Source organism: Streptococcaceae bacterium ESL0729 (genome assembly GCA_029391995.1).
Lineage (GTDB): Bacteria > Bacillota > Bacilli > Lactobacillales > Streptococcaceae > Floricoccus.
Genome location: CP113924.1, coordinates 494,556 through 519,193, shown reverse-complemented (window position 1 = coordinate 519,193; position 24,638 = coordinate 494,556). Strand labels below are relative to the sequence as shown.

19 protein-coding genes and 1 pseudogene are annotated in these 24,638 nt (G+C 40.2%); 4 read left to right on the top strand and 16 right to left on the bottom strand.

The window, feature by feature from the left end; all coding sequences use genetic code 11:
• Positions 1 to 41: 41 nt before the first annotated feature.
• Positions 42 to 1,259 carry a pyridoxal phosphate-dependent aminotransferase gene (locus tag OZX68_02655; protein ID WEV61362.1) on the bottom strand — a complete coding sequence of 406 codons (1,218 nt, stop codon included), beginning with the start codon at positions 1,257 to 1,259 and terminating at the stop codon, positions 42 to 44.
• Positions 1,260 to 1,479: 220 nt separating this feature from the next.
• On the opposite strand from OZX68_02655, the gene OZX68_02650 reads away from it, so the two are divergent.
• From OZX68_02650 to OZX68_02640, 3 genes are read left to right on the top strand one after another with little or no spacing between them, the layout of a single operon-like run.
• On the top strand, positions 1,480 to 2,451 hold the full coding sequence (locus OZX68_02650) for a ribose-phosphate diphosphokinase (GenBank protein WEV61145.1): 972 nt from the start codon (positions 1,480 to 1,482) through the stop codon (positions 2,449 to 2,451).
• 56 nt (positions 2,452 to 2,507) lie between these two features.
• Positions 2,508 to 3,626, top strand: coding sequence for a cysteine desulfurase family protein (locus OZX68_02645; GenBank protein ID WEV61144.1), 1,119 nt, complete (start codon positions 2,508 to 2,510; stop codon positions 3,624 to 3,626).
• 1 nt (position 3,627) lies between these two features.
• Positions 3,628 to 3,975, top strand: coding sequence for a DUF1831 domain-containing protein (locus OZX68_02640; protein WEV61143.1), 348 nt, complete (start codon positions 3,628 to 3,630; stop codon positions 3,973 to 3,975).
• Between the two features lie 142 nt (positions 3,976 to 4,117).
• Here the strand turns inward: OZX68_02640 and tuf are convergent, their stop codons facing one another.
• From tuf to proB, 5 genes and pseudogenes are all read right to left on the bottom strand, one after another.
• Positions 4,118 to 5,305 (bottom strand): elongation factor Tu, encoded by a 1,188-nt coding sequence (gene tuf / locus OZX68_02635; GenBank protein ID WEV61142.1) that lies wholly within the window; start codon positions 5,303 to 5,305, stop codon positions 4,118 to 4,120.
• Between the two features lie 192 nt (positions 5,306 to 5,497).
• A complete protein-coding gene (locus OZX68_02630; protein ID WEV61141.1) occupies positions 5,498 to 8,212 on the bottom strand; it encodes a YhgE/Pip domain-containing protein in 2,715 nt (904 codons plus the stop codon).
• Positions 8,213 to 8,215: 3 nt separating this feature from the next.
• The gene (locus tag OZX68_02625) at positions 8,216 to 8,737 is read right to left on the bottom strand and encodes an Rrf2 family transcriptional regulator (protein ID WEV61140.1); all 522 of its coding nucleotides are present in this window, start codon (positions 8,735 to 8,737) and stop codon (positions 8,216 to 8,218) included.
• Positions 8,738 to 8,905: 168 nt separating this feature from the next.
• Complete coding sequence (locus OZX68_02620) at positions 8,906 to 10,144, bottom strand: glutamate-5-semialdehyde dehydrogenase (protein WEV61361.1); 1,239 nt, start codon at positions 10,142 to 10,144, stop codon at positions 8,906 to 8,908.
• A gap of 42 nt (positions 10,145 to 10,186) precedes the next feature.
• Positions 10,187 to 10,969, bottom strand: a pseudogene (proB, locus tag OZX68_02615) (glutamate 5-kinase).
• 239 nt (positions 10,970 to 11,208) lie between these two features.
• Here proB and OZX68_02610 point away from each other — a divergent pair.
• Positions 11,209 to 11,358, top strand: a complete 150-nt coding sequence (locus OZX68_02610) for a hypothetical protein (protein WEV61139.1) — start codon at positions 11,209 to 11,211, stop codon at positions 11,356 to 11,358.
• 209 nt (positions 11,359 to 11,567) lie between these two features.
• Here the strand turns inward: OZX68_02610 and OZX68_02605 are convergent, their stop codons facing one another.
• The 10 genes from OZX68_02605 to OZX68_02560 all read right to left on the bottom strand — a co-directional run bounded on the left by OZX68_02605 (position 11,568) and on the right by OZX68_02560 (position 24,582).
• The gene (locus tag OZX68_02605; GenBank protein ID WEV61138.1) at positions 11,568 to 11,843 is read right to left on the bottom strand and encodes an HU family DNA-binding protein; all 276 of its coding nucleotides are present in this window, start codon (positions 11,841 to 11,843) and stop codon (positions 11,568 to 11,570) included.
• Between the two features lie 117 nt (positions 11,844 to 11,960).
• Positions 11,961 to 12,632: a YpmS family protein gene (locus OZX68_02600; GenBank protein ID WEV61137.1), complete on the bottom strand. Its 672-nt coding sequence runs from the start codon at positions 12,630 to 12,632 to the stop codon at positions 11,961 to 11,963.
• Between the two features lie 65 nt (positions 12,633 to 12,697).
• Positions 12,698 to 13,528 carry a DegV family protein gene (locus OZX68_02595; GenBank protein WEV61136.1) on the bottom strand — a complete coding sequence of 277 codons (831 nt, stop codon included), beginning with the start codon at positions 13,526 to 13,528 and terminating at the stop codon, positions 12,698 to 12,700.
• A 103-nt stretch (positions 13,529 to 13,631) separates the two neighbouring features.
• A complete protein-coding gene (gene gyrA / locus OZX68_02590) occupies positions 13,632 to 16,085 on the bottom strand; it encodes a DNA gyrase subunit A (GenBank protein ID WEV61135.1) in 2,454 nt (817 codons plus the stop codon).
• A gap of 363 nt (positions 16,086 to 16,448) precedes the next feature.
• Positions 16,449 to 16,922, bottom strand: a complete 474-nt coding sequence (greA, locus tag OZX68_02585; GenBank protein WEV61134.1) for a transcription elongation factor GreA — start codon at positions 16,920 to 16,922, stop codon at positions 16,449 to 16,451.
• Positions 16,923 to 16,941: 19 nt separating this feature from the next.
• Positions 16,942 to 18,777, bottom strand: coding sequence for an endolytic transglycosylase MltG (mltG, locus tag OZX68_02580; protein WEV61133.1), 1,836 nt, complete (start codon positions 18,775 to 18,777; stop codon positions 16,942 to 16,944).
• A 108-nt stretch (positions 18,778 to 18,885) separates the two neighbouring features.
• Entirely contained in the window at positions 18,886 to 19,380 is a 495-nt protein-coding gene (locus tag OZX68_02575) for a GNAT family N-acetyltransferase (GenBank protein WEV61132.1), read from the bottom strand.
• A 112-nt stretch (positions 19,381 to 19,492) separates the two neighbouring features.
• The gene (locus OZX68_02570) at positions 19,493 to 20,959 is read right to left on the bottom strand and encodes an alpha-amylase (GenBank protein ID WEV61131.1); all 1,467 of its coding nucleotides are present in this window, start codon (positions 20,957 to 20,959) and stop codon (positions 19,493 to 19,495) included.
• Between the two features lie 160 nt (positions 20,960 to 21,119).
• Positions 21,120 to 22,877 carry an ABC transporter ATP-binding protein gene (locus OZX68_02565; GenBank protein ID WEV61130.1) on the bottom strand — a complete coding sequence of 586 codons (1,758 nt, stop codon included), beginning with the start codon at positions 22,875 to 22,877 and terminating at the stop codon, positions 21,120 to 21,122.
• Complete coding sequence (locus OZX68_02560) at positions 22,867 to 24,582, bottom strand: ABC transporter ATP-binding protein (protein WEV61129.1); 1,716 nt, start codon at positions 24,580 to 24,582, stop codon at positions 22,867 to 22,869. The genes OZX68_02565 and OZX68_02560 overlap by 11 nt, the downstream gene beginning before the upstream one ends.
• Between the last annotated feature and the right edge of the window lie 56 nt (positions 24,583 to 24,638).

Here is a 24,638-nt window from a genome sequence, read left to right as displayed (position 1 = left end):
GGCTAGAATACAAGACAAAAAAAGGGCCAAGCCCCTTTATTTTAATATTGCCTGTAGGTAGATAGAAAATCAGTCATCTTCTCTTGCACCTTGTCGAGTTCGTCAACTCGTGGCAGGTAGACAATCCTAAAGTGATCTGGCTTATCCCAATTGAATCCCCGACCATGAACAAGCATTATTTTCTTTTCTTTCAGAAAGTCGAGCACAAATTTTTCATCGTCCTTGATATTATACATGTTCGTATCAATCTTAGGGAAAATATAGAAGGCAGCCTTTGGCTTAACCGCTGAAATTCCAGGAATACTTGTCATGGCGTCATAGATAAACTCCCTCTGCTCATAAATCCTACCACCAGGAAGGAGGAGCTTATCAATCGACTGAACTCCACCAAGGGAGGTTTGAACAATCTGCTGGGCCAGAACATTAGAACAAAGCCTCATACTAGCCAGCATGTTTAGCCCTTCAATATATCCCTTGACATGGTTCTTATTCCCTGAAAGAACCATCCAACCAACACGGAAACCAGCCACCCTATGTGATTTAGATAGACCATTTAAGGTAACAACAAAGAGGTCAGGAGCAAGGGTTGCAATTGGAATATGCTCAAGGCCATCCATGACCAAGCGGTCATAAATCTCATCAGAAAAGATAATCAGATTATTTTGTCTGGCAACCTCAACAATTTCCTCCAAAATTTCCTTGGGATATAAGGCACCTGTTGGATTATTAGGATTAATAAGGACAATGGCCTTGGTGTTTGATGTTATCTTAGATCTAATGTCTGCGATATCAGGATTCCACTCAGCCTGCTCATCACAAACATAATGAACAGCATTCCCTCCAGCTAAAGAGACCGCAGCTGTCCACAAGGGATAGTCCGGCATAGGCACCAAGACCTCATCTCCATTGTTTAAGAGCCCCTGCATACACATAACAATCAGCTCGCTCACTCCATTACCCGTATAGATATCATTGACGTCAACATTTGGAAACCCCTTTAGCTGACAGTACTGCATGATGGCCTTTCTAGCTGAAAAGAGTCCTTTAGAATCGCTGTAGCCTTCTGAATCCCTAGTATGCATGATTAGATCCCTAATCACCTCATCTGGTGCCGTAAAACCAAATTCTGCAGGATTTCCTGTATTTAGGCGTAAAATCTTCTCACCATTTGCCCTCATGCGGTCGGCCTCTTCAAGTACAGGCCCCCTGATATCATAGCTTACATGCTCTAATTTATCTGATTTCTTAAAATTACCTATCATTTTCTTACCTCGTTACTTATTTCTTTAATTCTAATCTTAAAATTCCAATTTTTCAAATAATTTTAAAAAAAAACTTAGGTGGCCTTTTTTAAGTGAAAAATTTTAGTAATTTCCAACTATTTTTAGCATTAGTAAGAAGAAATTAAAGAATCTACTGGGAAAAAAAATATATTTTTGATAGAATTAGGGTATATTGTAAGTCAAAAGGAGAAAAACATTGACAGATAGGTACCAAGATTCACATCTTAAACTTTTTACCCTAAATTCAAATGAAGATTTAGCTAAAAAAATAAGTGAGGCAGCTAATGTTCCTCTAGGTGAATTATTTTCAAGACAATTTTCTGATGGAGAAATCCAAATCAATATTGAAGAAAGTGTCCGTGGTTATGACATCTACATCATCCAATCAACTAGTTACCCAGTAAACAGTCACTTAATGGAATTACTTATCATGATTGACGCCTGTAAACGTGCTAGTGCTAACTCAATCAATGTTATCATGCCCTACTTTGGCTATGCCCGCCAAGATAGAACGGCAGTTCCCCGCGAGCCAATTACAGCTAAGCTTGTTGCCAACATGCTGGTCAAGGCCGGAGCTGACCGCGTGGTAACTCTTGACCTCCACGCCGTTCAGGTTCAAGGATTCTTTGATATCCCAGTTGATAACCTCTTCACAACGCCACTTTTCGCCCAATATTATACTGAAAACAATATCAAAGGTGATGATGTTGTCGTTGTAGCTCCCAAAAATAGTGGAGTAAAAAGGGCTCGTAGCCTGGCAGAGCTTTTAGATTCACCGATTGCAATCGTTGACTATGAAGATGATGATAAGGCTCGTGAGAATGGTTATATCATTGGAGACGTTGAGGACAAGAATGTTATTCTCATTGACGACATCCTTACGACTGGGAAGACTTTTGCCAGTGCTGCAAGCATCGTAAAAGACGCTGGGGCACGTGATATCTACGCTGTAGCCAGCCACGGTCTTTTCACACCAGGATCAAATGAGCTACTAAACCAAGCTCCAATTAAGGAAATCCTTGTTACCGATTCTGTCAAAACAAATACCAAGAAGCCTGATCAAGTCAAGTACCTGACAGCTTCAGAATTAATTGCAAATGCAATCATCCGTATTCACGAAAATAGGCCAGTAAGTCCATTGTTTGAATACAAGAAAAAGAAAAAATAATATGGTTGAGGGTTTAGGGGACAGAGTCCCTTAAACCTTTATACTTGAGGAGATTTATGGTTTACTTAGATAATGCAGCCACCACGCCAATGTCTCAGGCTTCAATTGATGCTGTGCTTAATATTATGAAAAATTATTTCGGCAATCCATCAAGCATTCATAGCTATGGACGAGAAGCCGCAAAAATCCTGCGAAATTCCCGCCAAAAAATCGCAGATATTTTAGGCATACAGGCAGATAATATTATATTTACCTCTGGGGGGACGGAAGCAAATAACACAGCCATCAGGGGCTATGCCTTAGCCAACCAAGGATCAGGAAGGCATTTGATAACAACTTCTATCGAGCACCATTCAGTTACTCATACCTTTGAGTATTTAAGGGATGAACTCGGTTTTGAGGTAAGTTTTGTCTCACCAAATGAGGAAGGAATAATTACAGCTGACGCCATTAAAAAAGCCCTTCGTCCCGATACTATCCTTGTCAGTACCATGTATGCCAACAATGAAACTGGGAGCATCCTTCCCATCAAAGAAATTGGGCAGCTTTTAAGGGAACACCAGGCGGCCTTTCACGTTGACGCTGTTCAAGCTATGGGTAAAATACCACTTTCACCCAAGGATTTGGGGATTGACTTCCTATCTGCTTCTGCTCATAAGTTTCATGGACCTAAGGGGGTTGGATTTTTATATGCAGATACAAATAAATTTGACAAACTTCTCTTTGGCGGCGACCAAGAAAGTGGCCACCGTCCTGGGACCGAAAACCTAGCAGCTATTGCGGGGATGGCTACAGCTCTTGAAGAAGCCAGCCAAAATATTGAAGAAAATCTTACTTATGTTAAAGATTTAAGGGATAAGCTTCTTGATCAAATTAATGATTTGGACTTCTATCTCAATCAATTTGGACCGAGCCTACCTCATGTACTTAATATCGGCTTTATGGGGGTAAATCATGACCTCCTCTTAATGAAGCTTGATTTAGCTGGAATTGCTGTCTCAACAGGAAGTGCTTGTACTGCTGGGGCAACCCTGCCTAGCCACGTCCTTTCTGAAATTTACGGGCAAAACAACCCCAAACTAAAGGAAAATGTAAGGATTAGTTTTTCAGAATTTAATAAGCCTGAAGACTTAAGCAAACTTGCTTACAATTTAAAGAAAATATTAGGAGAATAAGATGGCCTTTGACAAAGAAATTCACTTAGATGACTGTAAATATGTGTATACCTTATCAAGCGGAATCAAAAAATTTACCCTCAAGGATACAACTTTTAGGGAAACAAAAACAGGAAATTTTGAGCTGACTAGAAACCTTGATTTCACTCCCAACTCAGCTGATGGTTTTCTCTTAAAAATCACTGTAAATAAAAATCTAACTGGCTTTAAGATGGTCATAACTGACAAAAGCGGCCTAAGAAAGATTAATATTTTCAGCAAGGAGGCCAACAAACCCTTGGCTGACAAATTTTACTTCCAGATGGACAGCCTTATTGATAGAGATGTTTTTACCAAAAAAGAAATTTAAAAAGATGCCTAATCAGGCATCTTTTTTGTTGGAATTTTAGACGACAAAAAGACCCGGATAAATCCGAGTCTTTTTCAGAAGGTATACATCTGTTGTCCGACCAACAGACATTATATCATCTGATATCTAAAGCTTAATCTAATTAAGCTTCGATTTCAGTAACGATACCTGAACCTACAGTACGTCCACCTTCACGGATAGAGAATGTAGTTCCTTGTTCAACGGCGATTGGGTGGATAAGCTCAACGTCGATAGTTACGTTATCCCCTGGCATTACCATTTCGATTCCTTCTGGAAGTTTGATGCTACCAGTTACGTCAGTTGTACGGAAGTAGAACTGTGGACGGTAGTTATCGAAGAATGGAGTGTGACGTCCACCTTCTTCTTTAGAAAGAACGTATACTTCACCTTTGAATTTAGTGTGAGGAGTGATTGAACCTGGTTTAGCAATAACTTGTCCACGTTCGATTTCATCACGTTGTACACCACGTAGAAGTACCCCAACGTTGTCTCCAGCGAAACCTTCGTCAAGAGTTTTACGGAACATTTCAACACCAGTTACAACTGCTTTAGAAGTTTCTGGTTTGATACCAACGATTTCGATTTCGTCGTTGACGTGGATTGTTCCACGGTCGATACGTCCTGATGCTACAGTACCACGTCCAGTGATTGAGAATACATCTTCGACTGGAAGAAGAAGAGGTTTGTCAGTATCACGTTCTGGAGTTGGGATGTACTCATCAACAGTGTCCATAAGTTCAACAACTTTGTCAACCCATTGTTGTTCACCGTTAAGAGCTCCAAGAGCTGAACCAGCGATGATTGGAGTATCGTCACCTGGGAAATCGTATTCAGAAAGAAGGTCACGAACTTCCATTTCTACAAGTTCAAGAAGCTCTTCATCGTCAACTAAATCAACTTTGTTAAGGAATACTACTAGGTATTGTACCCCAACCTGACGTGAAAGAAGGATGTGCTCACGAGTTTGTGGCATTGGTCCATCAGTTGCAGCTACTACAAGGATAGCTCCGTCCATTTGGGCAGCTCCAGTGATCATGTTTTTAACGTAGTCCGCGTGTCCTGGTGCGTCGATGTGAGCATAGTGACGTGCGTCAGTTTCATACTCGATGTGAGCTGTGTTGATTGTGATTCCGCGTTCGCGTTCTTCAGGAGCAGCATCGATTGAAGCGAAGTCAGTAGCTTCGATTCCTTGTTTGTCTGCTAATACTTTAGAGATTGCCGCAGAAAGTGTAGTTTTACCGTGGTCAACGTGTCCGATTGTACCGATGTTAACGTGCGGTTTGCTGCGGTCATATTTTTCTTTTGCCATTTTTAAAAAAAGCCTCCTATGGTTTTTATAAAATATAATCAGATAGCCTGGGCATATCAGCCTACCATTACTTTACTATTATACTTAATTTTCATGATATTGCAAGTCTTTTGTAAGGATTGTAGGTAGGTAAATTTCACCTACTTTTCTAAAAAAAGTTGATTAGAATTTAATCTAATCAACTTCTTATTTTTACCAAAGGCTATATTTTTCGTCATAGCTATAATCATCATCCAAAAGTTTTTGGTTTTGATCAAGTTGTGAATATCCTGCTTGTCCTTCCTTGAATAGCTTCTTCATCGATAGGTACAAAAGACCGATAAGGATTAGAGCTAATGCTAGGAGAACTAGGATAGAACTTACAAACATACCATTACCTAGACCACCTGAGATTGCTTGACGCAAGCCATAAATTGAATAGGTCATAGGAACTACAGGATGAACCAGATTATAGAAGTTGCCAACCACTTGCATGGGGAACATTCCTCCAGCTGAACCTAGCTGTAAAACCAGAAGTAACATGGCTAGGAAGCGTCCTGGATTGTCAAATGTCATAGCTAGGAACATCACAAGGAACATATAAGCCCAAGATGTGGCCAAAAGAATACCGAAGTATTGGAGCTGATTTTCGACAGTCAGTCCCAAGACTTGCATGATAACACCGATGATTAGGGCCATGCTTGTTGATACAAGAGCACCTAAGACTAGCTTACTAGAGAACCAGCCATAAGCTGTTGCATCTTTTCGTCTAGCAATCTTTCTAATTGGATAAGCGAAGTTAAAGACAAGAGCTCCCACATAAAGGGATACGCTCATAAAGTAAGGGGCCAGGGCATGTCCATAGTTTGGTACCTGGCTGTATTTATCATGCTCAAGCTCATCAGGGGCTGCGACCATGGCAGCATTCTTATCACTCAGGTTGGTTGCTGAAATTTTTTCAGAACCGCCCTTAAGTTTTTCTGCCAATTGATCAGTACCATCTACTAGCTGGCTAGTTCCACCTAGAAGCTGGCTAACTCCACTTGTTAAGCTTGGAAGGTTTCCAGCAAGTTCTGACAGACCACCTGAAAGTTTAGCAGTACCTCCTGTTAGGGTAGCTGCTTGTCCGTCAAGGGTAGTTGCCCCTTGAGATAGGCTTGTAACACCTGCTGCAAGACTTGGGATATTACCATTAAGGCTTGCTAGACCTCCTGCTAGAGTATTTGCTCCTGAGTTAAGGGCCTGTGAATTATCATTTAATTGATTTGCTCCACTTGCAAGTTGGTTAATACCTGAAGCAAGGGTTGGTACTTTTTCACTAAGGGCACTTGTCCCACCAGCAAGAGTTTGACTACCACTATTTAGGGTACTTATAGATGCTGCAAGGCCTTTATCTGAGCTTATTTTCGTGTTCAATTGATTTAATCCACCAGATAAATTTTGGAGGCCTGCAGGCATTTGACTTAAAAGACCTTGAAGGCCTGCTGAACCTTGTTTAAGGGCATCAAGTTGAGCCTGTGACGGAGCACTTACGCTGCTACTATTAAGACTTGCACTCAGTTGTTGAAGGCTTGCCAAAGCTTGTGAAATTTGGGCTAAAGCTGATGTCACTTGGCTGTCTGAGCTATTGACCTTAAGGGTTGATCTAACTGCTGCCTTCTCTTCTTCTGTTAGTCCTTTTCCACCGTTTGTTGAAGCAAGGGCTTGAATTACTTCATTTGACTTATCAACAGGTTGGCTGGCATTTTGAAGGCTTCCAGCTGCTGCTTGAAGATTTTGCCCAATTGAAGTTAGACTTGCTTTGATTTGAGCCATTGTTCCCGCTAAATCGCTTGATTCAAGACCATTTGCAAGATTAATTACCCCGTCTGCATATTGGTTTAATGCTACAACCTTATCAGCTGATAGACCATTTGATAATTGATCTGCACCTGCTGCAAGCTCCGCAACTCCTGCTGCAAGACCACCTTCTCCAGATACGGCTGAATTTAGTTGATTTAGACCTTGACTTAGGCTTTGAGCTCCATTATTTAAAGTTGGAATAGCCGATGTAAGAGCTGGTACTTGTGCATTTAAAGTATTTAAGCCATTTGAAAGGGTACTTGTCCCAGAGGTATATTGACCAATGGCTGAACTAAGGCTGTTAGCTCCTTGATCTAGTTGATTAACACCAGATGTAAGAGTTGGTAGCTGATTGCCCAGTTGATTAATTCCTGAAGCGAGCTGATGAACTCCACCAGTATACTTATCAACCCCTGAATTTAGGGTAGAAGCACCTGAATTTAGCTGCTCAACCCCTGAAGCAAGGGTTGGTACCTTTTCATTCAATTGACCAAGGCCTGCATTAAGCTGCTCGGCTCCACCATTAAGCTTTTGAGCTCCATCTGCTGCTTGGTTCATGCTTGAGCCAAGGGTCTTAATGGTTGAAAAAATTGCCTTTACATAGGAAGTACTAACACTTTCATTGACCTGAGCTTTCAGCTTCTCCATGGCAGTATCGCTGATAACCTCTCCTAGAAAATTGACTCCTGGATTAGTTTCATACTTTAGGTTTAACTTTTGAGGATCTGGGTCAAGAACAGTCGCTGCATTTTTAGAAAAATCTTCAGGCAAGGTAACTACCATGTAGTATTTCCTGTCCTTTAGGCCTTCTTTAGCCTCATCGGCTGATACAAAATTCCAATCAAGAAGTTCATTTTGCTTAAGATTTGCAACAACCTGGTCTCCCACATCAAGTTTTTGACCCTCAAAGTTTGCTGCCTTGTCCTCATTAACTACTGCAACGGGAAGATTATCCATGTGTCCATATGGGTCCCACAGGGACTTTAGGAAGACCCCAGCATAGATAATGGGCAGAAAAGATACCACAATAACTGTCGACAATAGCAGTTTATTTGATTTTATTCTTTTAAATTCTTCTTTAATCAAAATTTACTGCCTCCTTTTAATAATTTTTTTAACTAATAACTCATTTTTGGGAGTAAGAAGATTCCAATCAATGGGATGAAATTCCTGTCCATTTAAAGATTCATTTACCAGGCTTTCAATGCTTCTAGCAGCTAGGCTTTGTCGCCACAATTGATCTGCCTGCCTAAAGGTCTCATGGAGGGCCTCTTCAGCCTTGACTATTTTTTCATCATCAGCCACATCACCCAAAACTCGACCAATTAAATTGGTATTGGGAAAAGTGTCAATTGGGCCTTCAATGGCTTCAACCACATCAAGATAACTTATATCGCCTGCTGATCTTGCCAGCTGGAAGCCACCATTCTTACCTGATACCGAAACAAGCAGGTCAGAGACAACAAGTTTTCGCACTATTTTTTGCAGGTAGGTCATGGAAACTCCCAAATGCTTATGAATACTTTTTGAGGCCAAGGGAATGTCTGAAACTTGGGTGGTCAACATGGCCATGACACAGACACCTTGTTCAAAAGCTTTAGTAAGTTGCATAGTCAATCCTTTCTTGGTAAATAAATTTAATTATAGATATCATTAGTCTATTATAGATATATTTTATCCACGAATGATATTATACAACTTCCTTTTTTCTTTAGCAAGCCATTAAATAAAATATTTTTTCAAAAAAAAGAAAAAAACTTGGAAATAATTCCAAGTTTTTTATTCTCTTACCTGACCGTTTCCATAAATTACATATTTAGTCGAGGTTAATTCATCAAGTCCCATTGGACCTCTTGCATGGATTTTTTGAGTCGAAATACCTATTTCAGCTCCAAAACCAAAGACGAAGCCATCTGTGAATCTAGTTGAAGCATTGGTATAAACAGCTGCTGCATCAACTTCTTCCAAGAATTTTTGTGAGGCAAAATAATCGTCTGTAACGATGGCATCAGAATGCTTGGTGTTGTACTTGCTGATATGGGCAATGGCGTCTTCAATTGAATCAACAATCTTAACAGCTAAAATGTAGTCCAGATATTCAGTTGACCAGTCCTTATCAACTGCTGGTATAGCAGTCGTTAAGTAGGTCATAGCCCTTTCATCGGCACGAATTTCAACTTTTTTATTGACTAATTCAGCCTCTAAGAGAGGGAGGATTTTCTCAGCAATATCTTCATGGACAAGGACAGTTTCAATTGAATTACATACTGAAGGTCTTTGAGCCTTGGCATTTAAAACAATTTTGATAGCCATATCAAGCTGGGCATCCTTGTCAATGTAGACATGGTTATTCCCTGTTCCTGTCTCAATCACAGGAACTCTTGCTGTATTTTTCACCCTTTTGATAAGACCTTCTCCCCCTCGTGGAATCAAGAGGTCAAGGTAATCATTAGCCTTCATCATGGCTTCTGCTACATCATGAGAGGTATCTTCAACAAACTGAATGGCATAAGGTGAACATCCTTCAACTGTAAGAACTGTCTGTAAGATATCAACCAACATCTTATTAGTATAGAAGGCTTCTTTTCCACCCCTTAAGATAACAGCATTTCCCGTTTTAAAACAAAGAGAAGCTGCGTCAGTCGTAACATTTGGTCTTGATTCATAGATGATACCGATAACACCTAGAGGCACCCTTTGCTTACCGATAAGAAGGTTGTCGGCATTACGCCACATCTTATCAACGCTTCCAATTGGGTCATCAAGGGCTGCAACCTTACGGATGCCCTCAGCCATATCCTTGATTCTTTCTTCGCTTAAAAGCAAACGGTCTTGCATATTTTCTGAAACTTGATTTTCCCTAGCCCTTGCCAAATCCTTTTTATTTTCCTCTAAAATTTGCGGAGCTGTAATTTCTAGGGCATCTGCCATTCTTTCAAGCAGGTGATTTTTCCGGTCAGAATCAAGCAGGCTTAATTCACGGGCAGCCTTTTGAGCCCTCTTACCCAAACCTTCAATGTACTCTTCAGGTCCAGGATGAAGGGTTCCCTTGTAGAAGAGAGTTCCAATCTTTTTACCGGCAAGAATATCTAAAATAATCTTGGGATCACGCCCATTGGCAAGAACCATAGCCTTATCATTTTCTAGGACAACACTTGCTGCCTTAAGCTTACTGGTCATTCCTCCAGTACCAAAACGAGAACCAGCTTCACCAGCCTGCTCCATCAGTTTTGAATCAATCTTAGAAATCCTTGAGTAAAGCTTAGCTTCTGGATTGGTCAAAGGATTTACCGAGTAAAAACCATCAACATCTGATAGCATAATCAATAAATCAGCATTGATAAGTGAGGTTACGATGGCTGATAGCTTATCATTGTCGCCAAATTTGGTCTTATGATCCATTTCCTCAACAGCCACTGTATCATTTTCGTTAATAATAGGAATAATATCCATTTTAATTAGCTGTTCAATGGTATTGGTAACATTCTCCCTGCTTACTGGAAAATCAACGATGTCACGAGTCAGAAGGACTTGTGCTGTTTCCTGATTGTAGGTTGAAAACCTGTGGGCATACATGCTCATAAGTGTCGCCTGACCAAGGGCTGCAATGGCTTGTTGCTCAGGAATTGAACCTGGTCGCTCTTGAAGATTTAACTTATCAAGTCCCACCCCGATGGCTCCAGAAGTTACAAGGATTAGCTCCTTACCCTTCTTTTGCAAGGCTGACAAAGAAAAAGCAAGCTGATCGATGCTTTCGAGATTAACGCTTCCATTTTCATGAATTAAGGAACTTGTTCCAATTTTTACAACTATTCTTTTTGAATCCTTTAATAATTTATTCATTAATTTACTTCCCCAACATATGTATTTCCCCAATTATATCAAATTATTGTGATTTTATCATATATTCTAGTGGCCAATCTAGGAAAAATAAATTATTGCCATAAATATTAGCTACTTCAAAAAAATAACTATCAAAGGACCTAAATATTTGTAAAATATTTTTTTGCATGCTATACTTGCCTAGGAATTTCGTAGAAACTACCGCCTTTCAAAATCTATAACAAGAAAGGAGAATGCGTATGACATTCTACAAAAATAATTTAGCTTACCGTGTAACTCTTGATACTGACCTTAATCTGTTTGTTGTTATCAATAGAAATAATTCTAATCATTTCGCGACAGGTACAACTATCGAGCAAGCCGTAGCTGAGCTAGAAAAAACAATCTAAAACACTATCAAAACTGTCTATTAATGGTGTAATAAAAATTGTAAAAATAGTAAGAATAGTATAGGAGAGAGCGATTAATCATGGATGATTATTATTCGCAGTAAAAAGCATTTGCCCATAAATTTAGGTGAATGCTTTTGTTATGCAGTCATTGCCCCCAAAAAGGCAATAAAAAAGCCCAGGCTAGACCTGGAAGCTTTTCATTTTTATTATTTTACTGCATCTTTCAGAGCTTTACCAGCTTTGAAGGCAGGTACAGTAGTTGCAGCGATTTCAAGAGTTTTACCAGTTTGTGGGTTACGTCCTGTACGTGCTGCACGTTCGCGAGTTTCAAAAGTACCAAAACCGATAAGTTGTACTTTATCACCTTCAGCAAGGAAGTCTGTAATTGATGAGAATACTGCATTTACTGCAAGTTCTGCATCTTTTTTAGTAAGTTCAGTTTTTTCTGCAACTTTTGCTACTAAATCCTGCTTGTTAGCCATTATTAATTTCCTCCGAAATTGTTTTTATTGTTTACCCTTAGGCACCTTAATTCTAACAAATAATATCCTACAAGGCAAGTATTAGAGGGTCTTTAGCTTGATATACTGGGCTTTTTATTATTTTTGAAGCAAATTAAAAATAATCTTTTCATTCTTTAAATCAATTTGATCTGCTTCGACTAGTAAATCATCATCAAGGGCTAGACTGGCTAGATCAATTGTAATTTTTTCCTTGCTGGGACTGACCACAATAAAATTTGGGAACTTGTAACTTTCCTTAACATAGCTTAAGGCCTTATCCTTTGGTAGATTAAGACTTCCAGCCGTAAGACTATCTACATCAAGCTCAATATTACCATTATCTAAAACTTGCGGCACAAAGGTCATGGTCAAGGGAAATTTAGCAAAGAAAAATTGGTAGCTACCACTAAGGGTAATTTTATCTGTCACAGCCAGCTTGTAATTTGAAGGCTTATAATTTTTTTGCAAATAATAGTTGATGACATGATTAAGCTCTGAGCTGGTCATCCCAATCTGTGCAACTCTTGTTGCCACCTCAAGCTCATGGTCAACGCCACTTTCATCACTAATTGTAGGTTGAGACCAAGGAGCAAATACCTTTATGGCCAAAAATCCACCCACAAAAAGATTGACGGCTAGCAAGGTCAAAAAGAGGTACTTGTAAATATTTTTGCCACTAGGCTTACGATTCTTTTTTTTATCACCCAACTTACCCTTAAATTTAAGGTAGTCCTCCTGCAACTTTTTTAAAATATTTTTGCGATTCATCTGTCAGCTTACTCCTCTTATTTTGTTTTTATTTCTAATAGAAAAAGCTATCTTCAGATAGCTTTTTATTCATATTCAGCCATGACAGCCCAGGCACCAGGACCTGCATGGGTTACGATGGTTGAATTAGTCTCCAAAATTGAAATTGGCTTTTCTACATAAGGTTGAAGGAGTTCTTTTATGTGCTGGCTAAAGGCCAAATTATCAGCATGCGATATCCCAATCTCCTTGACTTTCTTACCTTGAAGGCTTGCAGCAAAGCTGTCGACCCATTTTTGGAAGGTCTTATTTCCACGCCCCTTAACCTCTTGTTCAAGCTTTTCAGGGGTTAAGCTTAGGATGAGTTTGATATTTAACAGGCTACCAACAAGACCTGCGGCATGGCCGACCCTTCCACCTTTAATCAGATTTTCAAGGGTAGCCACACCAATAAAGAGTTCTGAATGACTGCGGATGTTTTCAATAGCAGCAAGGATTTCTTCCTTGCTTGCCCCTTCTTTAGCAAGTCTTGCAGCTTCAACGACTTGGAATTTTAGGGCCTGGTCAATAAATTTGCTATCAACAACTGTAACATTTGAACTAGAGATGTTAGAAGCCTGTCTAGCTGATTCCATAGTTCCACTTAAAACCTTGGTCAAGTGAATGGAGATAATTTCACTTCCGTCTGCTCCAAGATTATCATAAATCTCTGCAAACAAGCCCACCGGTGGCTGACTAGTCATGGGCAAATTCTTGCTGGCAGCCATTTTTTCCATAAATTCCTTCTGGGTCATGCTACCATCTTGGTAGGAAACCCCATCAATGGTAATCGTTAGGGGAACGATTGTTATATCTAATTCCTCTACCAAATTAGGTTCAATTGAAATTGTTGAGTCTGTTACAATTTTTATTGCCATCTTTACACCACATTCCTATTTTAATTCACCCTCCATTATAGCAAAAAATTCACAGGCTGTCGCCTATGAATAATCTGTGAGGTCCTTCTTAATTAGTCAATTTTTATAGGTTATCGTGATTTTCAAAATTTGCTTCAGCTTCAGCTTCAATCAAAGTAAAACCAACAATCCTTGCCTGAGCATCCAATTTCATAATCTTAACACCTTGGGTTGAGCGACCAGTTTGTGAGATATCACTTGTACTTGTCCTAATAATTACCCCGGTATTGGTAATAACAATTACATCCTCGCCCTCATTGATGGTAGCAAGTCCTGCAAGTTTTCCAGTTTTCGAGGTAATCTTCATGGCCTGGATTCCCTTACCGCCGCGACCCTTGGTTGGGTATTCTTTGGCATTAGTTCGTTTACCAAGGCCATTCTCTGAAATTACCAGAACATCCTGCTCATCAGAAATAAGGCTGGTTCCAACCACGTAGTCACCCTCACGCAAGTTGATTCCTCGGACACCACTTGCACTTCGGCCCATCTTCCTAACGGCTTCTTCCTTGAAACGTATAGCGTAACCATCATGGGTACCGATGATAATTTCTTGGCTACCATCAGTCAAGAGAACACTTGTCAGCTCATCACCTTCCCTAAGACCAATAGCCTTTAGACCATTTTGCCTGATATTTGAATAAAGGCTTGCTTCCGTCCTTTTAACAACTCCTTTTTTACTGGTAAAGAAGAGATAGTTCTCGATTTCTGATTTTGCAACATTAATCACTGTTTGAACCTTCTCATTTTCATCCAGTTTTAAGAGGTTAACAAGAGGTAGCCCCTTAGCAGTCCTTCCATATTCTGGAATTTCATAGCCCTTAAGCTGGTAAACTCGCCCTAAATTTGTAAAAAAGAGGAGGTTATCGTGAGTATTGGTTGAAACCAGATGCTTGATATAGTCATCATTATTCAAGCTACTTCCCTGAACACCACGCCCACCACGTTTTTGGGCACGAAACTCATCTTGGGTTAACCGCTTGACATAACCATCCTTTGAAAGGGTGATTAGGACTTCTTCCTTCTCAATTAAATCTTCATCCTCAATTGAAATTACCTCACCAACTAAAAGTTCAGTCCTACGAGCATCTGCATAGCGTTTTTTAATTTCATCAAGCTCGCCTTCAATGATTGTTTTAACACGCTCAGGTTTAGCTAGGATATCAGATAAATCAGAGATTAAGACTAGAAGTTCATTGTATTCACGCTCAATCTTGTCCCGTTCAAGACCGGTCAAACGACGAAGACGCATGTCTAGGATGGCCTGGCTTTGACGCTCAGAAAGTCCAAAGCGACTCATAAGCTCTTCCTGGGCACGACCGTCTGTTTCACTTTCACGGATAGCTGTAATTACCTCATCGATATTATCAAGGGCAATCCTTAATCCTTCAAGGATATGGGCACGGGCCTCAGCTCGAGCCTTATCAAAGCGGGTCCTGCGTTCAACTACTTCAACCTGGTGGTCAATATAGTGGCTAAGGATTTCCTTTAGGCCAAGAATCTTTGGTGCCCCGTTTACAATGGCAAGCATGTTGAAACCAAAGCTTGTCTGCAGGTTGGTCAGCTTGAAAAGGTTATTTAAAATAACACTTGCACTTGCGTCCCTTTTGACCTCCATGATGATCCGGATACCATTACGGTTTGACTCATCACGAAGGGCAGTAAGTCCTTCAATGCGTTTGTCGCGGCTTAATTCACCAATTCTTTCCACAAGTTTTGCCTTATTGACCATGTAGGGGATTTCTGTAACGACAATGCGTTCACGGCCAGTTTTGGTTGTTTCAATGTGGGTTTTAGCCCTTAGAATAATTGACCCCTTACCAGTTTCGTAAGCCTTGTGGATACCAGAGCGTCCCATAACAAGGGCTCCAGTTGGGAAGTCAGGTCCAGGGAGGGCCTCCATTAAATCTTTAGTGGTAACATCTCGATTTTTAAGCATGAGCTTAACAGCATCAATCGTTTCACCCAGATTGTGGGGTGGAATATTTGTTGCCATCCCAACTGCAATCCCTGTTGTTCCGTTAACAAGAAGGTTAGGGAAGCGGGCTGGAAGAACGACTGGCTCACGCTCAGTCCCATCATAGTTGTCAGCAAAATCGACTGTCTTCTTGTTGATATCACGAAGCATCTCAAGAGCAATTTTACTCATCCGAGCTTCGGTATAACGCATGGCAGCAGCCCCATCTCCGTCCATGGAACCAAAGTTTCCGTGGCCGTCAACAAGCATATTGCGGTAGCTCCACCACTGGGCCATCCTTACCATTGATTCATAGATGGCAGAGTCCCCGTGTGGGTGGTATTTACCCATTACATCCCCGGTAATACGGGCAGATTTCTTGTGCGGTTTGTCAGGAGTTACGCCTAGCTCATTCATCCCATACAAAATACGGCGGTGAACTGGCTTAAGTCCATCACGCACATCAGGCAAAGCACGAGCTACAATTACACTCATTGCGTAATCAATAAAACTAGTCTTCATCTCATGGGCTAAATTTACATCTTTTAGGTGCTTGTCTTGCATATTTATCGGCCTCATTCTCGTAATATAATTAAGCATATTATACCATATTTTATGCAGAATTACATTAGATGTGCATGAAGATAGTCCTTGATAAATCTAAGACTTCTAAGACAAAATTACTGGTTAAAAAACCCATGGATATGCTCATAAATATAACAAAAAGTTGAATAATCCTATAGTCAGTATGTCCCTTAAATATTTTATTAAAATCAAGTTGGGATAAGATATTAAAAGATAGGTATATAAAAATTAGATGACTTGCTATTCTTGTTAATCCTTCTAGTGTACTCATTTTGTTCTCCATCTACTCCTTACTAAATTCTTCTATCACTAACAAAAAGACCCACTAAAAGTGGGCTCTTATTATTTTACTTCAGTTACCTTAACTTCAATTTCACCAAATGGGAGGGAAATTTTTACTAGGTCACCAATTTTGCGGCCAACGAGGGCTTGAGCGATTGGTGATTCATTTGAAATCATGCCTGTGAAGGGATCAGCTTCAGCACTTCCAACAATTGTGTATGTTTCACTAGCTCCTGCCGGAAGTTCTTGGAAGGTTACGGTCTTTCCAAGGGCAACTTCATTCTTATCAACTGAGTCGCTATCGATAATTACTGCATTACGGAGTTGATTTTCAACAATTGAAATACGTCCCTCAATAAAGGCCTGCTCATCTTTTGCTGCATCATACTCACTATTTTCTGAAAGATCCCCGTAGCTACGAGCAATCTTGATTCGTTCTACTACTTCAGGACGTTTTACTAACTTTAGATTTTCTAGTTCCTGTTCAAGTTTTTCCTTGCCCTCATGGGTCATTGGAAATGTTTTTTCAGCCATGTTGTCTTCCTTCACTTTTCTATTGAATTTGGTCGTTTACATATTTTTTAACATACTCATCATGCTCTTCAAGCGTTTCTGAGAAATAAACCTTACCAGTCGTTACATCGGCAACGAAGTATAGGTAGTTGTTATCCTTAGGACTAATTGTAGCCTTGATAGCTGCAAGTCCTGGATTGGCAACTGGTCCCGGCCCAAATCCTGTATGAATATATAGATTATAAGGCGAATCAATGTATGTGTCAATACTTGCATCCTCTTTAAGGGTTGTTTTTTGACCAGACTTACCTTCAGCATAAAGAATAGTAATATTACTTTGAAGGGGCATACCTAAAGTTAGACGGTTGTAAAATACTTGGGCAATATTTCTTCTGTCTTCGTCATTTGCACCTTCTTTTTCAACAAGGGCAGCAAGACTTAGGACCTCATTTACAGTCAAATTCTTAGCCTTTATTTGCTCATAAAAAGGTGTTAGAGCTGAATTCATGGCAGCAACCATCTCCTCAGCCAAACTTTCTACTGTCGAATCCTTAGTATACTCATAGGTTGCTGGGAAAAGGTAGCCTTCTAACTGATACTTAACCTCTCCCTTTTGCCCCATGGTCTCAGTAAGTTGTGGATATTTAGCCTTCATTTGGTTAACAAAAGCATCATCTGAAACAACTTTCATGAAATCTTCTTTGGTAAAGGGACTGGCTGCCTTATCCTTTGAACCTGCATTGACAGTGATAGCTTCAGCAATCTGCTCTAGGGTATAACCTTCTGGAATAGTTACCTTACCAAGGCTTGGAACTTGTGGTTGTTCAGTCCCGCCTTCAGATAGCTTTTCAGTAATGGCCTCTAAATCCATGCTGGGACTAAAGTTATAGTAACCACTTTTAAAGCTACTTTGGCTTTTGAACTTGGTATAGTATTGAAAGGCTGTGGCACTCTTAATGATTCCATTTTTTTCCAAAATAGTTCCGATTTGCTTGTTGCTTGATCCATTTGGTACTTCAATCGTTACATAGTTTCCATTGGCCTTATCCATTGCTCCCAAAGAACTTTCAATATACCTGTAACCCATAAACCCCGCTACTGCTAGAAGGACTAAAAGAATTAAAGAGACGGCTGTAATTATCTTTCTAGCGATACTTTTTTGCTTCTTCTTGTTAACTCGGGTGTATTCAGTCCTATCGGTCCTATTAGTAAACCTATTTGATGGTTCAAGATCAGCTTCATTCTGCCTAAAATCCTCTTCTTTGAGTGATTCCTTTGAATCAAAATTATTATCTTCCATGTGACTATCCTTTTCTATTTGCACCTGGCTTGATTCTTTACTTGTAGCTGAATTATCATCATCTTCTATTTGGCTAGCCATAACAGCAAACACTGGCTCTTGATTTGATTGATTTGGTTGATTGAAAGACTGGTCGGTCTCCTCAACTGCCAGCTCAAGCTGGGGCTCAATCTCACCAACAACCAAGTGGCTTTCTTCTGCCTTTGGCTCGAGATCACCCTTAGCATCTTCTTGCTTTTTATCAACTGCAACCTTTGCCGCAACCAGCTCTACATTATGAATAACAGCTTCCTTAGAGACAAGCTCTTCACTAGGAGCAGGGACAGGATTAGGTAAATCCTCCTGATTTTTCTCCTCCTTTACTGGTACTGATAAATCTGCGTCTTTTGCTGGTTGATTTTCTTTAGGCCCTTTAAAAGATGAATCTTCCACTACAATTTGAGGCTCCTTTGGAGACCCTTCAAATAGGTCATCATCAAACTGTGATGCCTTTTTTCTATTTTCCTCAAGCTGGGCTAAAATTCTTTCCCTAAAACTTTCATTTGAAAATTCCTTAGTATCCTTTTTCTTTTCCAAAACTTTCTCCTTATGTCTTTTTCACAAATCATTTTTAATTATACCTTAAAATATCTATTTTTTAAATATGACTTGCTAAATAAGCTTAAGCTTCAATAAAAAATAGGCTTAAATGTACGATTTTCCCAAAATATCTAGGTCAAATAAATCATCATCCATGAGGGCAATCTTAGGTAGGTGCCCCCAAGGGATAAAGCCATTTTTCAAAAATAATCTTTGGCTGGCCTGATTATGACCAAAAACAAAGGCCAAAAGGGTGTCAATCTCTAGTGACGAAAGCTTCATCTCCACATGATCTAAAGCAGCTTGACCAAGCCCCAATCCCCTATAGGAAGCATCCAAGTAAATCGAAATTTCAGCCGTCCTTAGATAGGCTGGTCGCCCGTAAAAGTCAGATAGGCTTATCCAGCCAGCTATCTCCCCCTGATAAAGAATTAACCACAGGGGACGACTTTTAGGATTGTGGGCCTTGAACCACTCCAGGCGAGAACTTACATGAACGGGCTCAAGGTCAGCCGTCGAAAGTCGGGTCGGAACCGCTTGATTGTAGATATCAACAATACGCTCTAAGTCTTCTTTTTTAGCATGCCTAAAATCAATCATAACACTCCTTCATTATATAACTTTTAAAATATAAAATAAATACATTTTAATACAATAGTCAATATTATACCACAAGGTATCTAGCTAGAGAGTTATAAAATCTTATAAGATCTTATAACTCTTTAGCTAGGTCTTCTTGTACATAGACGGATACCTGACCCCCATTGATAGGAAATGTTCCCTTTCCGTCCCGGTCAAGGGTAACCCTACTATCATTATTCTTTAGAATATCCACAAATACCTTATCTCGGTGGAGGGCACTAACTGTTACCGTTTTTTGACTGCTAGCTCCATTAGTCATAATAACAACAATTCCCGAATAATCCTCATTAAAATCTCCTGTAAGAACCCAGCTAATACAATTAGGATCGTCAAAATAATCAACCTGATTACCAAAGTCAATCTTATTTCTAAGCTTCAATAAGGACTCAAGACCTGGACCTACAGGATTAATTCCCTGGCTGGGAATACCATACAAGTCACCCCAAAAGACAACAGGTACCCCTTGTTTGCGAAGGAGGATGAGGGCATAGGCGTGAAGCTTAAACCAACCGCCCACCCAGGAAGCTAGACTCTGCCCTGGCTGGGTATCATGATTGTCAACAAAGGTCACGGAAAAATCCTCATGGTTTTCAATCAAAGTGCCCTTTAAGATGTTTCTCATGTCATAGCTGCCATTAGAATTGGCTGCATTATAGAGATTATAATGGAGGGGTACGTCAAAAAGGCGGATAATATTGCCTGATGAATTTAGGTAGTCTGTGAGCCTAGACAAATCAGCTGACCAGTACTCACCCACGACAAACATGTGGATGCCCTTCTCGCTTCTTCTCTTTAAAAGCCAGTCTACATAGTAGTCAAATTCAATATGCTTGACTGCATCAAGCCTGTAGCCATCAACACCTGTAAGCTCCAAGTGCCACCTGCCCCATTCGTCAAGCTGCTCAATGGTTTCATCATAGGACATATCAAGGTCACAGCCCATCAGATAGTCATAGTTGCCATTCTCCCGATCAACCTCTGAATTCCAACCCTTATTGTCAATATTAAAGATGGCATGGGTCTTGGTTCTTGCATCATAATCCACTCCTGAAAAATTTTTCCAGGTCCAAATGTAGTCATTGTATTTTCCAGCACGGCCTGGGAAGGTAAACTTGGTCCAGGCTTCAATATTTTCATCGGGCGAAAGCTCACGATTTCGATTGTTAGAATCATAGATTGCTGCTGGAACAACCTCGGTCTCATCAGCCCCAAGCATCTGATTGAAAACAATGTCAGCATAAACTTCCATGTCAAAGTCATGGATGGCCCTTATGGCAGCTAGATAATCCTCCTTTGAGCCATATTTGGTCAGGACAGTCCCCTTTTGCTCAAATTCACCCAAATCATAGCGGTCGTAAACTCCGTAGCCGACATCATCCTTTCCACCTGAGGCCTTTGAGGCTGGTGGAAACCAAACGGCCGAAAAGCCCAATTTCTTAAGTTCATAAGCTTTTTCAGCTAGATTGGTCCAATGCTTACCATCACTTGGCAGATACCATTCAAAGGCCTGAAAAATTACCATATTTCTTTTATTCATATTCTCCTCACTTTCCTAAGCCTACTATTCCTGTCATTTTATTAAAAATCGTAAAAGGAGGCAAATAAAAGCCTATCTTTCAAGGCCATTTAAGGGTCATACTAGACCACAAACCTTTTAATACAAAAAAATAAACTCCCAAGGGAGTTTACTAAAAATTTTAATTTTTAAACTGAGATTCATAGATTTGATAGTACTGTCCCTTATTTTTTAAGAGCTCAGCATGACTTCCCTGCTCGACAATCTGCCCCTGGTCCATGACTATTATCTTGTGGGCCGACTTAATGGTCGAAAGTCTGTGGGCAATGATAAAGCTTGTTTTTCCAACCATCATCTTAAGGAAGGCTTCTGAGATTTTTTCCTCCGTCAAACTGTCGACAGAACTTGTTGCCTCATCAAGAATTAGCATTCTGGGATGACTAAGCATGACCCGTGCAATGGTGAACAACTGGGCCTGCCCCTCAGAAATCTTCATTCCTTCTTCACCAAGGAGGGTATCTAGTCCTTCAGGCAGCCTTTTTACGAAATCATACATGTAGGTTTCCTTTAGGACCTCATCAATTTCTTGGTCACTTGCTTGAGGATTACCATAGACTAGATTATCTCTAATGCTTCCGTCAATCAGCCAGGTGTCCTGGAGAACCATTCCAAAATTCCTTCTGAGGCTATCTCTTGTAACCGTCCTAATATCATGCCCGTCAACCCTTATGGCACCAGCATCAACATCATAAAATCGCATCAAGAGATTGACAAGAGTTGACTTACCAGCACCAGTTTTTCCGACAATTGCAATTTTATCCCCTGGATTTGCCCTAAAGTTAAAGTCTTGAATCAAGGGCCTATCCTTACGATAAGAAAAATCAACCTTGTCAAAGGTAATTTCACCTTTTACATCCTGTAAATCAAGCAGATTTGAATCCTTGGATTCAGATTTTTCCCCCAGGATTTCAAAGGCTCGGTTTATGCCGACAAGACCTGTTTGGATGGGAGTTATGAGGGCAGAAATTTCAATAAAGGGTTTGGTAAACTGGGAAGCGTAGATGGTAAAACTTGAAATTAGACCCACGCTTACATGACTTTTGCCAATCAAGATTAGATAGGCTCCAATAAAACCTACTGCCACATAGGCCAAATGGTCAACAAAGCGTGATAGGGGGTTGGTCAAGGAAGACGAAAATTGTGCCTTTTGTCCCTTAACATAAAGCTTTTGATTAATTTTTTCAAATGTTTTTTGATCCATGTCTTCAGCCTGAAAGGCCTGAATCAGCTTCTGATTACCCACCCGCTCACTGACAAAGGCTGAAACCTGACCCACCAAGGCTTGCTGGTTTATAAAGTCATTTTGTGAGGCTCTGGCCACCAGCCAATTGGTAAGAAAGATTATAGGCGTTGCTGTAAGGACAACAAAAGTTAGGATGAGATTCATTCCAAGCATGGTAATTAAGGATAGGACAATAACGGCAAGGCCTGAGAAGACCTGGTTATAGACTGAACTGACTGCCAGGGAAATATTATCCATATCATTTGTAAATCTGCTGCTTACATCACCATGAGGATGGCTATCGTAGTAGCTAAGAGGTAGATCATTTAATTTACCAAAGGCATCTCGTCTCAAATCACCAACCGATAGATAGGCCACCCGGTTCCCCAAAATTTGAATAAGCCACTGGCTAACACTTGTCACAAGGACCAGTCCAATAAAAATAAGGATGATTTGGCCTAAGCTAGTAAAATTAACCTCGTTTTTCCCAATCATCTGATCAATTACATGACCAATTTCATAGGTTAGATAGACAGAAGTCAGACCTGATAGGAGACCCAAAAGAACGGCCAGGGAATTTTCCCACTTGTACTTTAAAATATAGGGGAAAAATTTTTTAAAGGCCCCATAATGTTTTTGATTTTTATTAGTCATCATCTTGACCCTCCTCTTGAGAGTTTACAATTTCCTTATATAGGGCACAGTTTTTAAGCAGGTCCTTATGGACTCCACGACCAACAAGTTTCCCACTATCCATAACCAAAATTTCATGGGCTCCTTCAATTGATTTTAACCGCTGGGAGATAATAATAATGGTACAGTTAATTTCCTTAAGTGCCTGCCTCAAATTATAATCTGTCTGGTAATCTAGGGCACTTAGGGAGTCATCAAGAATTAAAATCTTGGGTTTTCTAACCAAGGCCCGTGCAATGGTCAGCCTCTGCTTTTGACCGCCTGAAAAATTCTTACCGCCCTCAAAAATTTCAGTCATCAAACCTTGGGGTAAATTTTTAATAAAGTCATCAGCCTGGGCTAATCTTAAGGCCTCCCAGCAGTCAGCTTCACTGGCATCTTCCCTACCTAAGAGCAGATTGTCTTTAACAGTACCTGAAAAAAGAACGGACTTTTGTGGTACCAAGGCCATAATTCCTCTTAATTTTTTAAGGTTCCACTCCCTTACATCAAGGCCATTAACCTCAACCACTCCAGCTGAGGCATCATAAAATCTTGGGATCAGCTGAGACAGGATTGTTTTTCCAGAGCCTGTAGGACCAATAATCCCAAGGGTCTTCCCTGAATCAATTGAAAAATTAATATCCCTTAGGGAAAGTCCTGAGTCATCTGAGAACTTGAAATCGACATTTTTAAAGTCAATTCTTCCTCCGTCCCTACTAAGTCCACCTTCATGCTCCCGGTCAATACTTACTGGAGTCAAGAGGATTTGATCAATTCTTTTGGCTGAGGCATAGGCCCTGGTAAAAATAACCACCAAATAGGACACCGTAATAAGAGCCAAAAGCATCTGATTCATGTAGTTAACCAGGGCAAGTATTTGCCCCTGCTCCAAGTGACCTAGGTTTACCTTAAAGCCACCCAGGTAAAAAATCCCAACAATTCCAAGGTTCATGATTAGGGTGGTCATGGGAGTTAAAAGGGCAGATAGATTGGAAACCTTAAGGGATATATCAGCCAGACTATCTGATGCTTGATCGAATTCTTCCTCCTCACTTGCTCTTCGAGCAAAGGCTCTAATTACCCTAACTCCTGACAGATTTTGGCTGACCAAACGATTAATACCATCCAGCCTTTTTTGAACCCTAGAATAAAGGGGTACTGACTTAAGGGTAATTAAAAAGAGAATCAGACAAAAAATGGGCAAGAGGGCCAGGAAAATTAAGCCCATCTGAAAATCAATATAAAAGGCCATAATTACTGAGCCGATACTTAGAAAGGGGGCCCTAATCAGAAGCCTGATAAACATAGCAAGGGCCAGCTGGACCTGATTGACATCATTGGTCATCCTGGTTATTAGGGTATCTGAGCCAAACTTATCAAGCTCCCTATAAGACAATTTATTTATCTTTGCCATAAGAGCATTCCTAACCTCAGTCCCAAAGCCCTGCGAGGCCCGTGAGGCATAATACTGGCAGATGACAGCCGCAATAAGGCCCAAAAGGGACAAAACAAACATGCCCAAGGTCAACTCTAAAACTTTATTCCAATTATTTTTTTGGATTCCCTGATCGACCATTGCAGCCATCAAAAGGGGTAAGAACAATTCAAAAACTGCCTCCAAAAACTTGAAGACTGGCCCCAAAATAAGCTGTTTCTTATATTTTTTTGTATATTTTAATATGGACACCTACTACCTCCTATTATTATTTATTAGTCCTTACCGGCCATTATATCACTTTAGAA